The sequence below is a fragment of the Streptomyces sp. NPDC048484 genome (assembly GCF_040651415.1).
Taxonomy (GTDB): domain Bacteria; phylum Actinomycetota; class Actinomycetes; order Streptomycetales; family Streptomycetaceae; genus Streptomyces.
Genome location: NZ_JBEZJY010000006.1, coordinates 1 through 19,657 on the forward strand (window position 1 = coordinate 1; position 19,657 = coordinate 19,657).

The following is a 19,657-nucleotide window of genomic DNA, read 5'->3' on the forward strand; positions in this document are numbered from 1 at the left end:
ACGCCCGGTTACATTTCGAACCCGGAAGCTAAGCCTTACAGCGCCGATGGTACTGCAGGGGGGACCCTGTGGGAGAGTAGGACGCCGCCGAACAATCTTTGGAGGACCTCTGGTCCCAGCGACTCGCTGGGACCAGAGGTCCTTTTTTGTTTTTCCGAAGCGCGCCGGGTACCCGGCTGCGCGAGAATGACTTGCGGTACCGATGACAGGAGTCACCCATGTCCACCAACTCTCCCGACGAGCGACCGGAGCGCGATCAGCGACGCCGGGACAGTGGTGACCGCGGCGGCTACCGCGGGGGCCCGAGCCGCGACAACGACCGCGCTGGGGCCGGCCGGCGTGACGACAACCGCGGCAGTGGCGACCGTCCGGCGTTCCGTCGTGACGACGAGCGTGGTGCTCCGCGGCGTGACAACGACCGCCCCCCCTTCCGGCGTGACGACAACCGCAGTGGTGGCGGTGACCGTGGTGGGTTCCGTCGCGATGACAACCGTGGCGGCAGCAGCAGCGGCGACCGTGGCGGTTTCCGCCGTGACGACAACCGCGGCAGCGGCGGCGGTGACCGTCCGCCCTTCCGTCGTGATGACCGGCGTGATGACAATCGCAGTGGTGGAGGTCGTCCCCCGTTCCGGCGTGACGACCGTCCCAGCGGGCCGAGCCGCGACGACCGTGACCGCGGTGCCCCGCGGCGTGACAACGACCGCCCGGCGTTCCGTCGTGACGACAACCGTGGCAGCGGCGGCAGTGACCGTCCCCCCTTCCGGCGTGACGACAACCGCGGCAGTGGCGACCGTCCGGCGTTCCGTCGTGACGACGAGCGTGGTGCTCCGCGGCGTGACAACGACCGCCCCCCCTTCCGTCGCGATGACAACCGCGGCAGCGGCGGCAGTGACCGTCCCTCCTTCCGGCGTGATGACAACCGCAGTGGTGGCGGTGACCGTGGTGGGTTCCGTCGCGATGACAACCGTGGCGGCAGCAGCGGTGGCTTCCGTGGGCGCGACGACCGCAGTGGTGGCGGTGACCGTGGCGGTTTCCGCCGCGATGACAACCGTGGCAGCGGCGGTGGTGACCGTCCGTCCTTCCGTCGTGATGACCGGCGTGACGACCGTCCCAGCGGGCCGAGCCGCGACGACCGTGACCGCGGTGCCCCGCGGCGTGACAACGACCGCCCCTCCTTCCGGCGTGACGACAACCGCGGCAGTGGTGGCGGTGATCGTCCCTCCTTCCGCCGCGATGACAACCGCGGCAGTGGCGACCGTCCGGCGTTCCGTCGTGACGACGAGCGTGGTGCTCCGCGGCGTGACAACGACCGTCCGCCCTTCCGCCGTGATGACAACCGCGGCAGTGGTGGCGGTGACCGTCCTCCCTTCCGGCGTGATGACAACCGCGGCGGTGGCGGTGACCGTGGTGGGTTCCGTCGCGATGACAACCGTGGCGGCAGCAGCAGCGGCGACCGTGGCGGTTTCCGTGGGCGCGACGACCGCAGTGGTGGCGCTGACCGTGGCCGTGGCGGACCGCGCCGTGACGACAGCCGTGGTCGCCCCGGCGGCGGCGGTTTCCGTGGGCGCGACGACCGTGGTGACGACCGCCGTGGCGGTGGCGGTGGCCGCTTCCGCGAGGAGCGGGAGCGTGACCGCGAGCCGATCAAGCGGCTGCCGATCCCGGACGAGGTCACGGGCGAGGAGATCGACAAGGATGTACGGCAGGAGCTGATGAGCCTGCCGAAGGGACTTGCCGAGGAAGTCTCCAGGAACCTGGTGATGGTGGCCCGGCTCATCGACGAGGACCCCGAGAGCGCGTACGGCTACTCCAGGGTCGCGCTGCGGCTCGCGTCGCGTGTCGCCGCCGTGCGGGAAGCGGCCGGCTTCGCCGCGTACGTGAACCAGAAGTACAGCGAGGCGCTCGCCGAGTTCCGAGCCGCGCGGCGCATGACAGGCAATGTGGAGCTGTGGCCCGTGATGGCGGACTGCGAGCGCGGTCTGGGACGCCCCGAGAGGGCGCTCGAGATGGCCGGGGCTCCCGAGGTGCAGAAGCTCGACAAGGCAAGTCAGGTCGAGATGCGGCTCGTGGCTGCCGGCGCGCGGCGGGACATGGATCAGCTGGACGCGGCCATCGTCACGCTCCAGAGCCCCGAGCTGGCCTCCAACTCCGTACAGCCCTGGACCGCGCGGCTGCGTTACGCGTACGCCGACGCGTTGCTCGCGGCCGGGCGTGAGGACGAGGCACGTGAGTGGTTTGCCAAGGCCGTCGAGTCGGACAAGGACGGCAGCACGGACGCCTCCGACCGGCTCGCGGAGCTCGACGGCGTCGATTTCACGGACGCGCTCGACGAGGACGAGGACGAGGACGAGGACGAAGAGACGGACGAGCATGATGCCGGTGGCGACAGTGCTTCGGAGGTCGTGACGTCCGAAGCGCCGACCGCCGAGGTCATCGAGACCGTCAGGACCGTCGAGGTGGCCGAGGTGGCCGAGACGGGTGTGGACTCCGAGGGTGATTCCGAGGACGACGACCTTCACAAGGACGGCACCAAGGCCAAGGACGACCTGGAGGGCTGAGGCCTCTCAGGAGTCGTAGAGAGTCGCAGGAGCGCGCGGGCGGGATCCCCTGAAGGGGGTCCCGCCCGTTCGTGTCAGCGATATGTGCGAAGTCACCGGCTAGGAGCCGACTTCCGGGGCGATCAGTCCTGTCTCGTACGCGAGGACCACGGCCTGTACGCGGTCACGGAGGTCCAGCTTCGACAGGATGCGGCCGATATGCGTCTTGACCGTGGTCGGGCTGAGGAAGAGGCGCTTGGCGAGTTCGGCATTGCTGAGGCCCGTCGCGAGCAGGCGGAGCACTTCGAGCTCGCGCGGTGTCAGGCCCGACAGGTCGCGGTGCACGGTGGTGGTCCCCGGCTCCTCGCGGCGGGCGTAGCGCTCGATCAGGCGGCGGGTGATCGAGGGCGCGAGGAGGGCGTCGCCGGACTGCACCAGTCGTACGGCGGCCACCAGGTGCTCGGGGCTGACGTCCTTGAGCAGGAAGCCGCTGGCGCCGGCGGTGAGGGCGGCGTAGACGTAGTGGTCGAGGTCGTAGGTGGTCAGGATGATGACGCGGGTGCTGTCCTGGCCGTCGGCGAGGATCCGCCTGGTTGCTTCGATGCCGTCCATCTGGGGCATCCGGATATCCATGAGAACGACGTCGGGCCGCGTGCGGTGGACCGCGGCGACCGCCTCGGCTCCGTCGGCCGCTTCGGCCGTCACCTCGATGCCGTCCGCGGCCAGGATCATTCCGAAGCCCGTTCGCACCAGGGCCTGGTCGTCGGCGACGACGGCGCGCAGGCTCGGCCGGCTCATGCGATCCGCCAGGGGACACGGGCCTTGATCCGGTAGCCGCCGGCGAGGGTCGGCCCGGCCGTCAGTTCGCCGCCGTAGACCGCCAGTCGCTCGCGCAGTCCGATGAGGCCGCGGCCGTTGCCTTCCGCCGGCACGGCGTCCCGCTTGCCGCCGGTGTCGGCGATCTCGATCTCCAGCGAGTCCTCGGCGTAGTCGATCATGACGGATGCCTCGGTGCCGGGCGCGTGCTTGATCGTGTTGGTCAGCGCCTCCTGGACGACGCGATACGCCGCGAGGTCCACCCCGGGCGGCAGCGGTTCCGGCGGCAGCGTTACGGCGATACGCACCGGTGTCCCGGCGGCGCGTACCCGCTCCACCAGGGTGTCGAGCTGCCCCAGCCCGGGCTGGGGCACGAGGCCGTCGGGTCGCTCGTTGTCCGGCGCCGCGAGCAGGCCCATCACATGGCGGAGTTCGGACATGGCGGCCCGTCCTCCGGCCTCGACCGCCAGCAGCGCTGTCTTCGAGCGCTCGGGCGCCGCGTCCATCACCTTGCGTGCCGCGCCCGCCTGAATCACCATCACGCTCACATTGTGTGTCACGACGTCGTGCAACTCGGCGGCTATCCGGGAGCGTTCCTCCTCGACGGCCCGGCCTGTGGCCTCTTCCTGGGCCTGTTGCAGCTGCGAGTAGCGGTCCTGGCTCGCACTCAGCTGCCGCTGCCAGAACCGGACGAGGCTGGCCCCCACTCCGGCGATCAGCAGTACGACTGCCGGGCTCGACCAGCCCGGCAGTATGGGCTCCGTCTCCCGGAACGTGAGGCCGGCCAGCACAGCGGCGATGACCAGTCCGGCCATCGCCCGCACCCGGTAGCGGCTGTGGACGACGGCGCTGTACGCGCCGATGACGCAGGTCACCACGTTTATCCAGGAGGCGTCGTCGACCATGACCAGGGTCGCGCACATCACCACGGCGAAGGCCGCGAGCGGATACCGGCGCCGGGCCGCCAGCGGCAGCGTCGAGAGCACGACGAAGGGCCAGATCGCTGACGAGTGCTCTGCCTCCCGCACCACGATGCGGTGCCCAGGTCCCGGAGGCGAGAATGCATCCTGGTCGATCCGGACGAGCTGTCCGCCGTCGGGATAGCGCGCGGCCCAGAACAGCGCGACGCCGGTCAGCACGACGGCCAGCACCCCATCGAAGCGCACTGCCCCGGGTGACAGCGGAGCAGGTCTGGGCTCCGGGCGGAGCGCATCGCGCAGCTGCCCGATCCACCGACGCCGGTCTTCCGTCTCCATCAGCACATTGTGCGGCTCTTCCGCCCTGAGCCGCGTCCGTCTTCCTGGCCAAGGCACCGTCCCGCGGGCGTACATCGCAGGGATGACCTCGCCGCCGGGTCCTCCGCGCGGAGGACCGTATGTCGGTGCCGCGGACGACGCGCCCCAAGTGCGCTCGCCCCTACGTTCGCTGGGCCGGCTGAGACATGCGCACTCTCCCGATCGTAAGGACGGACAACTTCCATGACTCACGTGATCGAACTGGAGGGCGTGGCCAAGCGCTACGACAGCGCCGGCGCTCCCGCACTCGGACCGATCGACCTCAGTGTCGCCGAGGGCGAGGCACTCGCCGTGACCGGCCCCTCCGGCAGTGGCAAGTCCACCCTGCTCAACCTCGTCGCCGGCCTGGACAAGCCGACCGAAGGCGCCGTGACCGTGGCCGGCCGGCGGATCGACCAGCTGAGCGAACACGCCCTGGCCCGCTTCCGCCGCGAGCAGATCGGCATGGTCTTCCAGTTCTTCAATCTCCTCGACGACCTCACCGTCGCCGACAACATCCAGCTTCCCGCCCAGCTGACCGGGACGGCCAGGAAGAAGACGGCGGTCCGCGCCGGTGAGCTCATGGAGGTGCTGGGCATCTCCAAACACGCCCGCGCCTATCCGGGCCGGCTGTCCGGGGGCGAGCGCCAGCGGGTCGCGGTGGCCAGGGCGCTGGTCAACCGGCCCGCGCTGCTGCTCGCCGATGAGCCCACCGGCGCGCTCGACACCGCCTCGGGCCAGGACGTACGGGAGCTGCTGGTGGATCTGCACCGAGGCGGGCAGACCATCGTGCTGGTCACGCATGACCTGGCACTGGCGGAGGACTGCGCCGGCCGCACCATCCACCTGGTCGACGGGCACCTCGCGCTCGACACGCACGCACAGGCCGTCCGATGAGCGGCGCCCTCGGCCGGGTCGTGCGCTCCGGGGTGGGCCGACGCCGGGTGCAGACCATGGTGATCGCCATCGCCACGATGATGGCCGTGGCCTCGGCGGTGGTCGCCGGGTCGCTCATGGTCGCCGCGAACGCACCCTTCGACCACGCCTTCGCCGAGCAGCGCGGGGCGCACATCACCGCGCAGTTCGACCCGGCCGAGGTGAGTGCGGCGCACCTCAAGGAGACCGGGCAACTGGCCGGGGTCAGCGCGAGCGCGGGTCCGTATCCGACCACGACGATCCGCCCGGTGGACGAGCGGGGCGGCCGCATGACGCCGCTGACCCTGGTCGGACGGACCGGTCCGCGGAGCAAGGTGGACGATCTGAACCTGAAGTCCGGCCGCTGGGCAGAGAAGCCCGGCGAGATCGTGCTCAGCGCGTCCTTCGCCGGACCTGCCTTCGAGCCCGGCATGGTCCTGAAGGCCTCGGACGCCGCGAACAGCCCGAGCCTGACCGTCGTCGGCCTCGCCATCTCGGCCAGTAAGACCGCCGACGCCTGGACGACGCCCGCCCAGGTCAGCGCGCTGGCCTCGAAGGACAGCCCGGTGACCAGCCAGATGCTCTACCGCTTCGACTCCGCGGAGACGAAGGGGCAGATCGCCGACGGCCGCAGGCAGCTCGTCGCCGCCGTACCGTCGGGGGCGCTGGTGGGCACCCAGTCCTGGCTGGACACCAAGCGGGCCGCCGACCAGGGCGCGGCGCCGACCATTCCGTTCCTGATCGCCTTCGGTGTGCTGGGCATCATCATGTCGGTGATCATCGTCGGCAGCGTGATCAGCGGCTCGGTGGGCACCGGTCTGCGCCGGATCGGCATCCTCAAGGCCATCGGTTTCACCCCGCGCGAGGTCGTCCGGGCCTATGTGGCCCAGGCGTTGATCCCGGCCGGCGCCGGCATCGCGCTGGGCGTCGTCCTGGGCAACCTCCTCGCCATGCCACTGCTGGCGGACACCGAGTCGGTGTACGGCACCGCCTCGCTCTCCGTGGCCTGGTGGGTGGACGTCCTGGTGGTGGCCGTCACCATGCTCATCGTCGGCGTCGCGGCGCTGGTCCCCGCGCTGCGGGCCGGCCGGCTGCGTACCGTCGAGGCCATCGCGGTCGGCCGGGCGCCACGCACCGGGCGCGGCCAGTGGGCGCACCGGGCGGCGGGACGGCTGCCGCTGCCGCGGGCGGTGACGTACGGCCTCGCGAGCCCCTTCGCCCACCCGGTCCGTACGCTCGCGCTGCTCCTCGCGGTGGCCTTCGGCACGGTCGCGGCGACCTTCGCGCTGGGGCTGACCTCGTCCCTCAACGCGGTCGGCGCCGCGTCGGATCCCGAGGAGCGGGCCGATGTCACCGTAGTCGCCGGCAGGCCGGAGGGCGGCCGGCCCCCGCCCGGCGGCCGGCCGGCTCCGAACGCCGACCCGGCCGAGGTGCGCGCCGCCATCGAGGCGCAGCCCGGCACCGCTTCGTACTACGGCTTGACGCAGGCCGACGTCACCGTGCCCGGGATCTCCGGCACGGTCCGGGCCAGCTTCTACCAGGGTGAGACGGGGTCCGGCCGCTACGAGATGATCTCCGGGCGCTGGTTCGCGGCTCCGGGGGAGGCCGTGGTGCCCACCGGCTTCCTGGAGCGCACCGGCACCCGGATCGGTGACACGGTCCAGGTGACCTACGAGAAGCAGACGAAGACCCTGAAGATCGTCGGCGAGGCCTTCGACACCTCGGACGACGGCCTGCATCTCACCATGGACCTCGACACCTTCACCGGGGCCAGGTCCCAGGACTTCCTCATCCAGGTGAAGCGGGGTGTCTCCCCCGCCGAGTACGCGCAGAAGTTGGGCGCTGTGGTGCAGCCGCTGGGCGGCGATGTGATGGCCAACTCCCCCTCTGAAGGGGAGAGCATGATCCTCATCCTGAACGCGATGGCGGTGCTGCTCACCCTCATGCTGGTCTCGGTCGCGGGCCTCGGGGTGCTCAACTCCGTAGTCCTCGACACCCGGGAACGCGTCCATGACATCGGCGTCTGCAAGGCGCTCGGCATGTCCCCGCGGCAGACCGTGAGCCTCGTGCTCGCCTCGGTGGCCGGGATCGGCGTGCTCGGCGGCCTGATCGGTGTCCCGGCCGGGTACGCGCTGCACGGCTATGTGCTGCCGGTGATGGGGCACGCGGGGGGTACCGATCTGCCGCCGTCGATCCTCGAGGTGTACGAGCCCTGGCAGCTGGCCCTGCTGGGGCTGGCCGGCATCGCCATCGCGATGCTGGGCGCGATGCTCCCGGCGGGCTGGGCGGCCAAGGTCCGTACGGCCACGGCGCTGCGCACGGAGTAGCGGCTGTCAGCGCGCGAACCGCGGGGGCAGGTCCGCCATGCCCGCACGGGTCAGGTCTGCCATGCCCGCAGGGGTCAGGTCTGCCAGACCCGCAGAGGTCAGGCCGCCGAGCAGGCGCGTGCACGCGATGCCCCCGTCCGGCCCGGGTGGTCCGGACGGGGGCATCGCAAGCGGAGGGCGTCGGCGGTGTCCACGCCGGTGGAAGTCCGCCCTCGCCGCCGCCCTGGCGGCGTGTCAGAGGCCGAGCGTGCGCAGCACCAGGCCCGACGCCGGTTTCGGGCCGAAGGAGGTCGACTTGCGGGGCATCGTGACGCCCTGGCTCGCGAGGTCGCGTACGACCTCCTCGCGGACCGGTTGCATCAGGACGGCCGTGCCGCCGTCCCGCTCCGCCTTGGCGACCGTGGCAGCGGTGTCGTGGATGTACGCGATGTGCTCCGGGACGTCCGGAATCCGCCAGACATGGTCGAGGAGCGTGGCGTGCAGGACGGTGGCGTCGAGGGTGCGCCAGGCTTCCGGACGGTCCGCCGGGATCGTGCGGGCGAGGAGGCCGGGGGAGGGGCGGTCGATGAGATGGAAGGTGCCGTCGCCCGCAAGGAGGAAGGCGTTTCCGCCGGCGGCCGCTACGGAGAGGGCCGACAGGGCTTCGGGCAGGGGCTCGTCGAGGTGGCGTACGCGGAAGGACTCGCCCAGGGCGGCGAGGGCGTCGGGCACCGGGAGGCGGTGCAGGAGACGGTGGATCGCGCGGACACGGAGCGGGTGGCGCGCGGTGTCCACCAGGAGCACCAGGCCGAAGTCCCAGGGGCTGGGCGAACGGTGTTCCGCGCGTACCCGCAGGTAGGTCGCCCAGCGGTGGTGACCGTCCGCGATGAGCGCCTGACGGCACGCCAGGTCCGTGTGGACCTCGGCAAGGTCGGCCGGATCCGTGACGGCCCACAGACGATGGCTGAAGCCGTCCTCCGTAGTGGTGGAGAACAGAGGAGGGTGCTTGGCGGTGCGCTCGATGACGGCCGTCGTGCCGGAGGAGGGGCCGTCGCCCCGGTAGGTCAGCAACAGGGGTTCGAGGTTCGCCGAGGTGGCCCGCATGAGGGCCGCGCGGTCCGCGACGACGTCCGGCATGACGTCCTCGTGCGGCAGCACCACGCCCTCCGACGGCTCCGACAGGCGCAGGGCGCCGATGATGCCCCGCTGGAACATGCCCTCGTCGTCGCGCTGCTCGTAGACGTACAGGCCCGGCTCCGCGTCGGTTCTCAGGACGCCCTCGGCCGTCCATCGGTGCAGAGTGCCGGCCGCCTGTTCGTTGCGGATGTCGGGTGTGGTGGCCTGCGGCAGGATCAGCCGGACGATGTTGTACGGGTCCGCCGATTCCAGGTGGTGCAGACCGTCGGGCCGTACGACCACGTCGTACGGCGGGGATGTGACGGCGGACAGGCTGCCGACCCGGTCGGGGTCGTAGCGCAGGCCCCGGAACGGGGTGAGGTCAAGGCCCGTGCGTGCCGGTACGTCCGCGGTACCTGCAGTGTTCATTGATGCATCGTAAGTGTGTCAGTGCCATGAGAGATGATCGGGGAAAGGGATCGAACGAGGAGCGATGCGTAATGAGCCAGACCGCGAGGACGCGGCCCGGGGGCAGTGGGCGGGCCCTGAGCGAGGCGTACGACACGGCGCTGCTCGACCTGGACGGGGTGGTGTACGCGGGCGGGGAGGCCATCGCGCACGCGGTCGAGTCGCTGGGCACGGCCCACACGGGCGGGATGCGGCTGGCGTACGTCACGAACAACGCGCTGCGGACGCCCGAAAGCGTCGCGGAACACCTCACGGAGCTGGGCGTACCGACCGAGGCGCCGGATGTCATCACCTCGGCCCAGGCCGTGGCCCGGCTGATCAGCGAGCAGGTGCCCCAGGGCGCGCGCGTGCTGGTGATCGGCGGGGAGGGGCTGCGGGTCGCGTTGCGCGAGCGCGGACTGGAGCCGGTCGAGTCGGCCGACGACGAACCGGTGGCGGTCGTGCAGGGATTCGGTGGGCCGGACCTGCCGTGGGGACGCTTCGCGGAGGCCTGCTACGCCATCGCGCGCGGGGTGCCGTGGTTCGCGTCCAACACCGACCTGACGATTCCTGGTGCGCGCGGCATCGCCCCGGGCAACGGGGCCGCCGTGGAGGTCGTACGGATCGCCACGGGCGCCGAACCCCAGGTGGCGGGCAAGCCGTTGCCGCCGATGCACCGCGAGACGATCCTGCGGACCGGGGCCGAGCGACCGCTGGTGGTCGGCGACCGGCTCGACACGGACATCGAGGGCGCGTTCAACGGCGAGGTGGACTCGCTGCTCGTGCTGACCGGAGTGACCGACGGGGTGCAACTCCTCGCCGCGCCGCCGGAGCACCGGCCGACTTATGTCGACGCCGATCTGCGGGGGCTGCTGACCGGGCAGCCCGAGGTCGTCGAGGCGGGAGACGGGTTCCGGTGCGGGGGCTACACGGCCACGGCCGGTGGCGAGAGGCTGGAACTGGACGGTGAGGGCGAGCCCATGGACGGGCTGCGCGCGCTGTGTGCCGCTGCCTGGACGGCGGCCGGGGACGCTGCGTGCGAGCTGGACGGAGGCAAGGCGCTGGCCCGGCTGGGGCTTTGAAGAGCTTTGAGAGCCTGAGGAGCTTTGCGAGCCTTGGAGGGCTTTGACTGCGGGCCTTCGGCCGGGGGTCGGCTCTTTGGCGCGGGGCGCTGTGCGAGGGAGGTTGTGCAGGTCACCGCGTACGCGGATCGAGTCTGCTTGCGAGGGTAGGCTAACCTAACTACGTGTTGGTCGACAGTCCTCCCGAACCGCGCGCGGAGACCGCCCCCGCGCTCCCGACCCGACGGGCGATACGAGCCGCTGGGCTCTTCGTGTCTCTCGCCGTGCTGGCGCTGGTCGCCCTGGCGAGCATCGCGATCGGCGCGAAAGAGCTGTCCTTGGATCAGGTCTGGCACGGCCTGTTCGAGGACTCGGGCACGTACGGCGACGTCGTGGTGGGCGAGCGGCTCTCGCGTACGGTCCTCGGGCTGCTCGTCGGGGCCGCGCTCGGCCTCGCGGGGGCCGTGCTCCAGGCGCTCACCCGCAACCCGCTCGCCGACCCCGGGCTGCTCGGCATCAACGCGGGCGCGTCCGCCGCGGTCGTCACGGCGATGACCTTCTTCGGCGTCACCTCGCTGGACGGCTATGTGTGGTTCGCCTTCGCGGGCGCGGCCACCGTCGGGGCGCTGGTCTACTTCCTCGGCGGCAGCCGGGGCGCGACGCCGGTGCGGCTCGCGCTCGCCGGGACCGCCATCAGCGCCGCGCTCTACGGCTATCTGCAGGCCGTGATGGTCATGGACGACGCGGCGCTCGGCAAGATGCGCTTCTGGACGGTCGGTTCGCTGGCCTCGGCCACCAACTCCACCGTCTGGCAGGTGCTGCCGTTCCTCGCGGCCGGTACGGTCCTCGCGCTGGCGCTCGCCCGGCCGCTGAACGCCATGGCCATGGGCGACGACACCGCCCGTGCGCTCGGGGCGCATCTGAACCGCACCCGCGCGCTCTCCATGGCCGCCGCCACCGTGCTGTGCGGGGCCGCGACCGCCGCCTGCGGGCCGATCGTCTTCGTGGGGCTGATGGTCCCGCACGTCGTCCGGTCCTTCACCGGGCCCGATCTGCGCTGGATCCTGCCGTACGCCACCGTGCTGTCGCCGGTGCTGCTGCTCGGCGCCGACGTCGTCGGCCGTATGGTCGCGCGGCCCGCGGAACTCCAGGTCGGCATCGTCACCGCGATCCTCGGTGGTCCGGTCTTCATCTTTCTCGTACGACGGCGGAGGACGGCACAGCTGTGAAGGCCCTACGCAACCAGGCCCTACGCAACCAGGCCGAACCCGACCGGGCCGAACACGAGCAGGCCGACCGCGAGCAGGCGGCTCCCGGCCGGGGCTTTCGCGGGCGGACGGTCCGTACCGGCGGCGGGATTTCGGTACGCGTCGACGTCCGGGCGTTCACGGTCGTCGCCCTGCTGTTGGTGGCGGCGCTCACCGCGAGCGTCGTGCTCATCGGCTCCGGCGATTTCCCGATCCCCGCCGACGACGTCCTCAGGACGCTGTTCGGCCATGGTGACGCGGGCCAGGAGTTCATCGTCAACGAACTGCGGCTGCCGCGGGTCCTGGTGGGGCTCCTGGTCGGTGCCTCGCTCGGACTCGGCGGCGCGCTCTTCCAGGCCATCTCCCGCAATCCGCTGGGCAGTCCGGACGTGCTCGGCCTCGGGCAGGGCTCGACGGCCGGTGCGCTCGTGATGATCGTGCTGTTCTCCGGGACCGCCGAGCAGGTCACCCTCGGGGCGCTGGTCGGCGGGCTGCTGACCGGGCTCGCCATCTATGTGCTCGCCTGGAAGAGGGGCGTGCACGGATACCGGCTGATCCTGGTCGGTATCGGTGTCTCCGCGATCGTCACGGCCGTCAACGGCTATCTGATCACCAAGGCCGACCTGGTCGACGCGGCCCGCGCGATCGTCTGGATGACCGGCTCCCTCACCGGCCGTGACTGGTCCCAGGTCTGGCCGCTGCTCGGCCTGTGCGCCGTACTCGTACCCCTGGTCCTTGCCAACGGGCGCGCGCTGCGGACGCTGGAGATGGGCGATGACGTGGCGTACGCGCTCGGTGTGCGGGTGGAACGGACGCGGCTGGTGCTCATGGTGGCCGCCGTGCTGCTCACGGCGTCCGCCACCGCCGCCGCGGGCCCGGTCGGTTTCGTCGCGCTCACCGCGCCGCAGCTCGCACGGCGCCTGACCCGCTCGCCGGGACCCAATCTGGTGCCGGCGATGTGTATGGGCGCCACCCTCCTGGTCGTTGCGGACTGGGCCTCGCAGCGGGCCTTCGGGGCCGACCAGCTGCCCGTCGGCGTGGTGACCGGAGTCCTCGGCGGCGTCTATCTGCTGTGGCTCCTGGTCACCGAGCGGAAGGCGGGCCGGATATGAAAGCCGACGCCGATACCGATGCCGACGCCGATGCCGACGCCGACGGCAAGACACGTATGGGGCCGAACCACCGAAGGAGCACTGTGAACCGCCTGTCCGCCGAGGACGTCACCCTTGCCTACGACCAGCGCGTCATCGCCGAGCGGCTGTCGGTCGAGATACCGGACAACTCCTTCACGGTGATCGTCGGCCCCAACGCCTGCGGCAAGTCCACGCTGCTGCGTGCGCTGTCCCGGATGCTGAAGCCGCAGCAGGGCCGGGTGCTCCTCGACGGACACGTCATCCAGTCGATGCCGGCGAAGAAGGTGGCGAGGACGCTCGGGCTGCTCCCTCAGGCGTCGATCGCGCCCGACGGGATCACCGTGGGCGACCTCGTGGGGCGCGGCCGCTACCCGCACCAGGGGCTGCTGCGCCAGTGGTCGACCGAGGACGAGCGGGTCGTACGCGAGTCCATGACCTCGACCGGGGTCGCCGAACTCGCCGACCGGTACGTCGACGAGCTCTCCGGAGGTCAGCGCCAGCGCGTGTGGATCGCCATGGCGCTCGCCCAGCAGACCCCGCTGCTGCTGCTCGACGAGCCGACCACCTTCCTCGACATCCAGCACCAGATCGACGTACTCGACCTGTGTGCCGAACTCCACGAGGAGCAGGGCCGGACCCTGGTCGCCGTGCTGCACGATCTCAACCACGCCGCCCGGTACGCCACCCACCTGATCGCCCTGCGCGACGGGGCGGTGATCGCGGAGGGGCCCCCGGCGGACATCGTCACGGCCGGGCTGGTCGAGGAGGTCTTCGGACTGCGCTGCCAGGTCATCGACGACCCGGAGACGGGCACGCCGCTGGTGGTTCCGGCGGCGCGCAGGGCGCGTACGGCTGCCGCCCCCCTCACCGTCGCCAAGGGCTGACGGGGCCGACCGGGGCCGGCCAGGAACCGACAGGAGCTGACAGAGACAGGCCGGGGCTCGCTCGCCGGGCAGGGTTCAGAGCAGTTTTCTGAGGCGGACCAGGTCGCGCAGGCCCGCTTCGAGCTTGACCCTGCCCGAGCCCCAGGCCTTCGCGAAGTTCAGCTCACCGCCGACCATCGCGACCAGGTCGTCACCGGTCATGGTGAGCCGGATCTCGGCCTTTTCCGGTGGCGGCCCCTCGACCGTGTCGAGCACCACGATGCGGCCGTCCTGGAGACGGCCGACGAAGGTGATGTCGAGGTCGGTGATACGGCAGCTCAGTGAGCGGTCCAACGCGGTCGCGTTCCGTACGTCGCCGTTCGCGCCCGCCATGTTGTCCGAGAGTTCGTCGAGTGCGCTGCGGCACTCCTCAATCGTCGCCATCGTGATCGACGGTACCCCAGCGTCTCGCGGTAGCGTCGGGGCATGAGCGAGTCCATGACCGGCCCGGAAGCCGAATCCCGCGATACGGGGTCCTTCGGCGAGGAGGAGCCCTTCGGCGAGGAGGCGGGCGGCCCGGCGGCCCCCGCGCCGCTGTCCGCGCCCCTGTACGTGCCGCGCACGCCCACGGGCGATGCCGCGGTCGACGCCCTGCTCGACCGGCTGGCCGACGCGGACCACCTCGCCACCGACGGCCACGTGGAGGTGTACGAGGATGTACACCGGGGGCTGCGCGACGCGCTCACCGCACTCGACACCCGCCCGGGGCCTCCCACGCCCCCGGCGCCGAACAGCAACAGGAGCTGAACCGAACGTGGCAGGAGTGGCACGACGCCGCCTCGACGCCGAGCTGGTCCGACGCAAACTCGCCCGCTCGCGCGAGCACGCCGGACAGCTGATCGCCGCCGGGCGGGTCACCGTCGGCAAGAACCTCGCGACCAAGCCCGCCACCCAGGTGGAGACCGCGGCTCCCATCCTGGTCGCCCAGGACGACAACGACCCGGACTACGTCTCGCGCGGCGGCCACAAGCTCGCCGGGGCGCTTGCGGCGTTCGTACCGCTCGGTCTGGTGGTCGAGGGCCGGCGGGCTCTGGACGCCGGAGCCTCGACCGGCGGTTTCACCGATGTGCTGCTCCGCGCGGGCGCCACGCGGGTGCTCGCCGTGGACGTCGGCTACGGGCAGTTGGCGTGGTCTCTCCAAAGTGATGAACGCGTCACCGTCAAGGACCGTACGAACGTACGCGAGTTGACGTTGGAGGCGATCGATGGGGAGCCGGTGGATCTTGTTGTCGGTGACTTGTCCTTCATCCCGCTCGGCCTGGTGCTGCCCGCCCTTGTGCGGTGCGCGGCGTCCGAGGCCGACCTGGTGATGATGGTCAAGCCGCAGTTCGAGGTGGGCAGGGAACGGCTCGGGAGCGGCGGAGTCGTCCGCAGCGCCGAGTTGCGGGCCGACGCCGTGCGCGGTGTGGCCCGGCGGGCGGGGGAACTGGGGCTCGGGGTGAAGGGCGTGACGGCCAGTCCGCTGCCCGGGCCGTCGGGGAATGTCGAGTACTTTCTGTGGCTGCGTGCCGGGGCACCCGCACTGGACCCGGCCGACGTCGACCGTGCAGTGGCGGAGGGGCCGCGTTGAATGAGAGCCGATCTCGTACTGTTTTTCTGCTCGCCCACACCGGACGGCCCGCGGCCATCCGCAGTGCCGAGCTCGTCGTCGAGGGGCTCCTGCGCTCCGGACTCGGCGTACGGGTCCTGGCGGCGGAGGCGGCCGACCTGCCGCTGCCACCGACCGTGGAGCTCGTCAAGGAGGCCACTCCGGAGTGCCTCGACGGATGTGAACTGCTGATCGTCCTCGGCGGTGACGGCACGCTGCTGCGCGGCGCCGAGTTCGCCCGCGCCTCCGGCGTGCCGATGCTCGGCGTCAACCTCGGGCGCGTCGGCTTCCTCGCGGAGGCCGAGCGCGACGACCTCGACAAGGTCGTCGACCGGGTGGTGACGAGGGCGTACGAGGTCGAGGAGCGCATGACCGTCGACGTCGTCGTGCACAGCAATGGTGATGTCGTGCACACGGACTGGGCGCTCAACGAGGCCGCCGTGCAGAAGGCGGGGGCCGAGAAGCTTCTCGAAGTCGTGCTGGAGATCGACGGGCGGCCCGTGACCGGCTTCGGCTGCGACGGCATCGTCTGCGCGACGCCGACCGGGTCGACGGCGTACGCGTTCTCCGCGGGCGGTCCCGTGGTGTGGCCGGAGGTCGAGGCGCTGCTCATGGTGCCGATCAGCGCGCACGCCCTGTTCGCCAAGCCGCTGGTGACCTCGCCGAACTCGGTGCTGGCCGTGGAGATCCTTCCGCACATCCCGCCCGGGGTCCTGTGGTGCGACGGCCGCCGCACGATCGACCTGCCGCCCGGCGCCCGCGTGGAGGTCCGGCGCGGGGCGGTGCCGGTGCGGCTGGCCAGGCTGCACCACGCGTCGTTCACCGACCGGCTCGTCGCCAAGTTCGCGCTGCCGGTGGCCGGCTGGCGGGGCGCTCCGAACTGAGTGACGTTCCGGACCGAGTGACGTTCCGGACTTCGTGGCCTTCCGGACTTCGTGGAGGCGGCCGTCCCGGCCGGACGGGGTGGCCGCCGGGGAGTGACCTCGGGCAGCGTGGATACCTGGACGTTTGTGCAGGGAATGGGGCGGCGTCGCGCCGGGCAGGGGAAACCTCGTATGGTCATGTCCGTGTTGGAGGAGATGCGGATACGGTCGCTCGGAGTCATCGACGACGCGGTTGTCGAGTTGTCGCCGGGCTTCACCGCCGTGACCGGCGAGACCGGCGCGGGCAAGACGATGGTGGTCACCAGCCTTGGCCTGCTGCTGGGTGGACGTGCCGACCCGGCCCTTGTACGGATCGGGGCGAAGAACGCGGTCGTGGAGGGACGGATCTCCGTCCCCGCCGGCGCCTCGGCGGTCGTACGGGCCGAGGAGGCCGGCGCGGAACTCGACGACGGGACCCTGCTCATCAGCCGTACCGTTTCCGCCGAGGGCCGCTCACGCGCGCACCTCGGCGGGCGTTCGGTGCCTGTGGGGGTGCTCGCCGAGCTGGCCGACGAACTGGTGGCCGTGCACGGTCAGACGGACCAGCAGGGGCTGCTGAAGCTGTCCAGACAGCGGCAGGCCCTCGACCGGTACGCGGGCGACGCGGTCGCCGTGCCGCTCGACAAGTACACGGGCGCGTACCGGCGGCTGCGCGCGATCTCCACCGAGCTGGACCAGATCACCACCCGCGCGCGTGAACGTGCCCAGGAAGCCGACATGCTGCGCTTCGGGCTCGACGAGATCGCCGCGGTGGAGCCCAGGGCGGGCGAGGACGTGGAGCTCGCGACCGAGGCCGAGCGGCTCGGGCACGCGGAGGCGCTCGCGTCGGCCGCCACGGTCGCGCACGCCGCTCTCGCGGGCAATCCGGAGGACCCGGAGAGCATTGACGCCACGACGCTCGTCGCGGGCGCGCACCGGGCCCTGGAGGCCGTACGGTCCCACGACGCGGCCCTCGGCGCGCTGGCAGGCCGCATCGGGGAGATCGGAATCCTGCTGGGCGACGTTGCGGGGGAGCTGGCGGGATACGCCGACGACCTCGACGCGGATCCGCTGCGGCTCGCCGCGGTCGAGGAACGGCGCGCCGCGCTCACCGTGCTGACCCGCAAGTACGGTGAGTCCGGCGAGGGCACGGCCGCCGTGCTGACCTGGGCCGAGCAGGGAGTCGCGCGGCTCCTGGAGCTGGACGGCGACGACGACCGGATCGGCGAGCTCACCGCCGAGCGGGACGCGCTGCGGGCCGAGTTGGGCGGACTGGCGCAGGCCCTGACGGACGCCCGTACGGAGGCCGCCGAGCGCTTCGCCGCGGCCGTGACCGCCGAGCTGGCCTCGCTCGCCATGCCGCACGCGCGCGTGTCGTTCGAGATCCGGCAGACCGAGGACCCGGAGGGTGTGGAGGTCGGCGGGCGTCCGGTCTCGTACGGGCCCACCGGCGCGGACGAGGTCGAACTGCTCCTCGCCCCGCACCCGGGGGCACCGCCGCGCCCGATCGCCAAGAGCGCGTCCGGCGGTGAACTGTCGCGGGTCATGCTCGCGGTCGAGGTCGTCTTCGCGGGTACGGATCCCGTGCCCACGTATCTCTTCGACGAGGTCGACGCCGGTGTCGGTGGCAAGGCGGCCGTCGAGGTCGGCCGGCGGCTCGCGCGGCTCGCCAGGACCGCGCAGGTCGTCGTCGTCACCCACCTGCCCCAGGTGGCCGCCTTCGCCGACCGGCAGTTGCTGGTGGAGAAGACCAGCGACGGATCGGTCACCCGCTCCGGTGTGAAGGTCCTGGAGGGCGAGGAGCGCATCCGTGAACTGTCCCGGATGCTGGCCGGCCAGGAGGACTCGGAGACGGCACGGGCCCACGCGGAGGAACTGCTGGCGACGGCCCGGGCGGACGGGTAGGGCGGATCTGCCGGGTCGCACGGTCGTCGGGGTGTGCGCCGGGCGGGTGGAGGGGCGTGCAAGGGGCGTGAACAGGGGCTTGCCCGTGGCGACACCCGCCCCGGGCTGCCCGCGAACATCGCTTGGCTCTCACTCGTGTGAGTGAGAGCCCGCATCCCGCCCGCACACCCTCCGTCGCAGTGGTCCCTCGGTGGTCGGCAACTCCGCCCCGCCCTGGCATCCTTGGAAGGAGGACGAGCGGTCCACCCCCACTGCCCGTTCCTTCTGTACTTTCTTCGTGACCGCCCGACCCCGAACCAGGAGCCCCGGCCACGTGAGCAGCCACTCACCGCACGGACAGTCGCCGCTGCGTACCGTCCAGGTGCTCGGCGGCGGCAGTGCGGGCAGCTGTGCCCATGTCCGGTCGCTGACCTCAGGGCTGGTCGCACGGGGCGTGCGGGTCACCGTGTGCGCCCCCACCGCGGCCGACCACACGTACGACTTCACCGGCGTCGGCGCCGACCACGTGCCTGTGCCGAGGCGCAACGACCCGGCCTCGGTGGCCGCGTTGCGGGCGGCCTGCGCGGACGCGGACCTGGTGCACGCGCACGGTCTGCACGCCGCACTGCGGGCCGCGCTCGCGCTCAGCGGACGGGGTGTCCCGCTCGTCGTCACCTGGCACACCCCTCCGTCCGCCGAGGGGGCGCGGGCGCGTCTGCTGCGCGTACTGGAGCGGCGTGTGGCGAAGGCCGCGTCGGTGGTCCTCGGATCCTCGTCCGACCTCGTGGACCGGGCCCGCAGCCGGGGCGCGCGGGACGCGCGGCTCGCCGCGGTCGCGCTGCCGGCCCGGCGCCGGCCCGTCGGCGCCGGTGAGGACGCCGACCGGCTGCGGCCCAAGGCGCGCGCCGAACTCGGCGCGATCGACCGGCCGCTGCTGATGGCGGTGGGCTCCCTCGACCGGCACCGGGGGTACGACACGCTGCTGGACGCCACGCGCGCGTGGCGGGGGCTCGTCCCGGTGCCTCTCCTCGTGATCGCCGGAGAGGGGCCGCTGCGTGGCGAACTCCAGCGGCGTATCGAGAGCGAAGGGCTGCCGGTGCGTCTCGTCGGCCGGCGGGACGACATCGGGGAGCTGCTCGGTGCCGCCGATCTCGCCCTGCTGCCCGGCAGCCCGGAATCCCGCTCCGTGCTCGCCCAGGAGGCCCTGCACGCGCGCGTGCCCCTGGTCGCGGCCGCCACCGGGGGCGTCCCCGAACTCGTCGGTGACGCGGCCGAGGTCGTACCGTACGGCGACTCCCGAGCGCTCGCCGAAGCCGTCGTCGGCCTGCTCGCCGACCCTGACCGGTGTGAGCGGCTGAAGGACAGGGGAACGCGCCAGGCGGCCACCTGGCCGACCGAGGACGAGACGGTGGCCCAGGTCCTCAGCGTGTACGACGAACTGACCAGGCCCCTGCCGCTTCCGTAGGCCCGAGGGCCGGGCGCGGCAGGTCACGGGACGAGTGGCACGT

General features: G+C 71.9%; 16 protein-coding genes, 1 rRNA gene and 1 pseudogene. 14 read left to right on the plus strand and 4 right to left on the minus strand.

The window, feature by feature from the left end; translation table 11 throughout:
- The 3 genes and pseudogenes from rrf to AB0D14_RS07570 all read left to right on the plus strand — a co-directional run.
- Positions 1-93: ribosomal RNA gene (rrf, locus tag AB0D14_RS07560) — 5S ribosomal RNA — on the plus strand; the annotation flags it as partial.
- Between the two features lie 170 nt (positions 94-263).
- Positions 264-962, plus strand: a pseudogene (locus AB0D14_RS07565) (tetratricopeptide repeat protein); the annotation flags it as partial.
- A 750-nt stretch (positions 963-1,712) separates the two neighbouring features.
- Complete coding sequence (locus AB0D14_RS07570) at positions 1,713-2,558, plus strand: hypothetical protein (RefSeq protein WP_362776186.1); 846 nt, start codon at positions 1,713-1,715, stop codon at positions 2,556-2,558.
- Between the two features lie 99 nt (positions 2,559-2,657).
- Here the strand turns inward: AB0D14_RS07570 and AB0D14_RS07575 are convergent, their stop codons facing one another.
- Together AB0D14_RS07575 and AB0D14_RS07580 are read right to left on the minus strand one after the other, a co-directional pair.
- Complete coding sequence (locus tag AB0D14_RS07575; protein ID WP_362775828.1) at positions 2,658-3,335, minus strand: response regulator transcription factor; 678 nt, start codon at positions 3,333-3,335, stop codon at positions 2,658-2,660.
- Positions 3,332-4,609 (minus strand): histidine kinase, encoded by a 1,278-nt coding sequence (locus AB0D14_RS07580; RefSeq protein ID WP_362775829.1) that lies wholly within the window; start codon positions 4,607-4,609, stop codon positions 3,332-3,334. The genes AB0D14_RS07575 and AB0D14_RS07580 overlap by 4 nt, the downstream gene beginning before the upstream one ends.
- Positions 4,610-4,831: 222 nt before the next feature.
- Here AB0D14_RS07580 and AB0D14_RS07585 point away from each other — a divergent pair, with 222 nt between their 5' ends.
- Both AB0D14_RS07585 and AB0D14_RS07590 read left to right on the plus strand, forming a co-directional pair.
- Positions 4,832-5,524 carry an ABC transporter ATP-binding protein gene (locus AB0D14_RS07585; RefSeq protein ID WP_362775831.1) on the plus strand — a complete coding sequence of 231 codons (693 nt, stop codon included), beginning with the start codon at positions 4,832-4,834 and terminating at the stop codon, positions 5,522-5,524.
- A complete protein-coding gene (locus AB0D14_RS07590; protein ID WP_362775833.1) occupies positions 5,521-7,869 on the plus strand; it encodes an FtsX-like permease family protein in 2,349 nt (782 codons plus the stop codon). The genes AB0D14_RS07585 and AB0D14_RS07590 overlap by 4 nt, the downstream gene beginning before the upstream one ends.
- A 234-nt stretch (positions 7,870-8,103) precedes the next feature.
- On the opposite strand, the gene AB0D14_RS07595 is transcribed toward AB0D14_RS07590, so the two are convergent.
- Positions 8,104-9,393: a DUF1015 domain-containing protein gene (locus tag AB0D14_RS07595; RefSeq protein WP_362775835.1), complete on the minus strand. Its 1,290-nt coding sequence runs from the start codon at positions 9,391-9,393 to the stop codon at positions 8,104-8,106.
- A 71-nt stretch (positions 9,394-9,464) separates the two neighbouring features.
- Between AB0D14_RS07595 and AB0D14_RS07600 the strand changes: the two genes are divergently transcribed.
- The 4 genes from AB0D14_RS07600 to AB0D14_RS07615 all read left to right on the plus strand — a co-directional run bounded on the left by AB0D14_RS07600 (position 9,465) and on the right by AB0D14_RS07615 (position 13,736).
- The gene (locus AB0D14_RS07600) at positions 9,465-10,493 is read left to right on the plus strand and encodes an HAD hydrolase-like protein (protein WP_362775836.1); all 1,029 of its coding nucleotides are present in this window, start codon (positions 9,465-9,467) and stop codon (positions 10,491-10,493) included.
- Positions 10,494-10,657: 164 nt separating this feature from the next.
- Complete coding sequence (locus AB0D14_RS07605; protein WP_362775838.1) at positions 10,658-11,701, plus strand: iron chelate uptake ABC transporter family permease subunit; 1,044 nt, start codon at positions 10,658-10,660, stop codon at positions 11,699-11,701.
- Between the two features lie 128 nt (positions 11,702-11,829).
- The gene (locus AB0D14_RS07610) at positions 11,830-12,831 is read left to right on the plus strand and encodes an iron chelate uptake ABC transporter family permease subunit (RefSeq protein ID WP_362776188.1); all 1,002 of its coding nucleotides are present in this window, start codon (positions 11,830-11,832) and stop codon (positions 12,829-12,831) included.
- A 56-nt stretch (positions 12,832-12,887) separates the two neighbouring features.
- Positions 12,888-13,736, plus strand: a complete 849-nt coding sequence (locus AB0D14_RS07615) for an ABC transporter ATP-binding protein (RefSeq protein WP_362776190.1) — start codon at positions 12,888-12,890, stop codon at positions 13,734-13,736.
- Between the two features lie 75 nt (positions 13,737-13,811).
- Here the strand turns inward: AB0D14_RS07615 and AB0D14_RS07620 are convergent, their stop codons facing one another.
- Positions 13,812-14,159 (minus strand): SCP2 sterol-binding domain-containing protein, encoded by a 348-nt coding sequence (locus AB0D14_RS07620; RefSeq protein WP_362775840.1) that lies wholly within the window; start codon positions 14,157-14,159, stop codon positions 13,812-13,814.
- A gap of 42 nt (positions 14,160-14,201) precedes the next feature.
- Between AB0D14_RS07620 and AB0D14_RS07625 the strand changes: the two genes are divergently transcribed.
- The 5 genes from AB0D14_RS07625 to AB0D14_RS07645 all read left to right on the plus strand — a co-directional run bounded on the left by AB0D14_RS07625 (position 14,202) and on the right by AB0D14_RS07645 (position 19,614).
- The gene (locus AB0D14_RS07625) at positions 14,202-14,522 is read left to right on the plus strand and encodes a hypothetical protein (RefSeq protein WP_362775842.1); all 321 of its coding nucleotides are present in this window, start codon (positions 14,202-14,204) and stop codon (positions 14,520-14,522) included.
- A gap of 7 nt (positions 14,523-14,529) precedes the next feature.
- Positions 14,530-15,345: a TlyA family RNA methyltransferase gene (locus AB0D14_RS07630; RefSeq protein ID WP_362775844.1), complete on the plus strand. Its 816-nt coding sequence runs from the start codon at positions 14,530-14,532 to the stop codon at positions 15,343-15,345.
- Positions 15,342-16,247, plus strand: a complete 906-nt coding sequence (locus tag AB0D14_RS07635; protein WP_362775846.1) for an NAD kinase — start codon at positions 15,342-15,344, stop codon at positions 16,245-16,247. The genes AB0D14_RS07630 and AB0D14_RS07635 overlap by 4 nt, the downstream gene beginning before the upstream one ends.
- Before the next feature lie 171 nt (positions 16,248-16,418).
- Positions 16,419-18,170 (plus strand): DNA repair protein RecN, encoded by a 1,752-nt coding sequence (recN, locus tag AB0D14_RS07640; protein ID WP_362775847.1) that lies wholly within the window; start codon positions 16,419-16,421, stop codon positions 18,168-18,170.
- A 313-nt stretch (positions 18,171-18,483) separates the two neighbouring features.
- Positions 18,484-19,614, plus strand: a complete 1,131-nt coding sequence (locus AB0D14_RS07645) for a glycosyltransferase family 4 protein (RefSeq protein WP_362775849.1) — start codon at positions 18,484-18,486, stop codon at positions 19,612-19,614.
- Positions 19,615-19,657: the final 43 nt, after the last annotated feature.

Coding starts and splice junctions, on each gene's coding strand:
- AB0D14_RS07625 (WP_362775842.1), top strand. CDS start 14,202: ATGAGCGAGTCCATGACCGGCCCGGAAGCCGAATCCCGCGATACGGGG.
- AB0D14_RS07575 (WP_362775828.1), bottom strand. CDS start 3,335: ATGAGCCGGCCGAGCCTGCGCGCCGTCGTCGCCGACGACCAGGCCCTG.
- AB0D14_RS07570 (WP_362776186.1), top strand. CDS start 1,713: ATGAGCCTGCCGAAGGGACTTGCCGAGGAAGTCTCCAGGAACCTGGTG.
- AB0D14_RS07585 (WP_362775831.1), top strand. CDS start 4,832: ATGACTCACGTGATCGAACTGGAGGGCGTGGCCAAGCGCTACGACAGC.
- AB0D14_RS07600 (WP_362775836.1), top strand. CDS start 9,465: ATGAGCCAGACCGCGAGGACGCGGCCCGGGGGCAGTGGGCGGGCCCTG.
- AB0D14_RS07595 (WP_362775835.1), bottom strand. CDS start 9,393: ATGAACACTGCAGGTACCGCGGACGTACCGGCACGCACGGGCCTTGAC.
- AB0D14_RS07620 (WP_362775840.1), bottom strand. CDS start 14,159: ATGGCGACGATTGAGGAGTGCCGCAGCGCACTCGACGAACTCTCGGAC.
- AB0D14_RS07590 (WP_362775833.1), top strand. CDS start 5,521: ATGAGCGGCGCCCTCGGCCGGGTCGTGCGCTCCGGGGTGGGCCGACGC.
- AB0D14_RS07580 (WP_362775829.1), bottom strand. CDS start 4,609: ATGGAGACGGAAGACCGGCGTCGGTGGATCGGGCAGCTGCGCGATGCG.
- recN (WP_362775847.1), top strand. CDS start 16,419: ATGGTCATGTCCGTGTTGGAGGAGATGCGGATACGGTCGCTCGGAGTC.
- AB0D14_RS07615 (WP_362776190.1), top strand. CDS start 12,888: ATGGGGCCGAACCACCGAAGGAGCACTGTGAACCGCCTGTCCGCCGAG.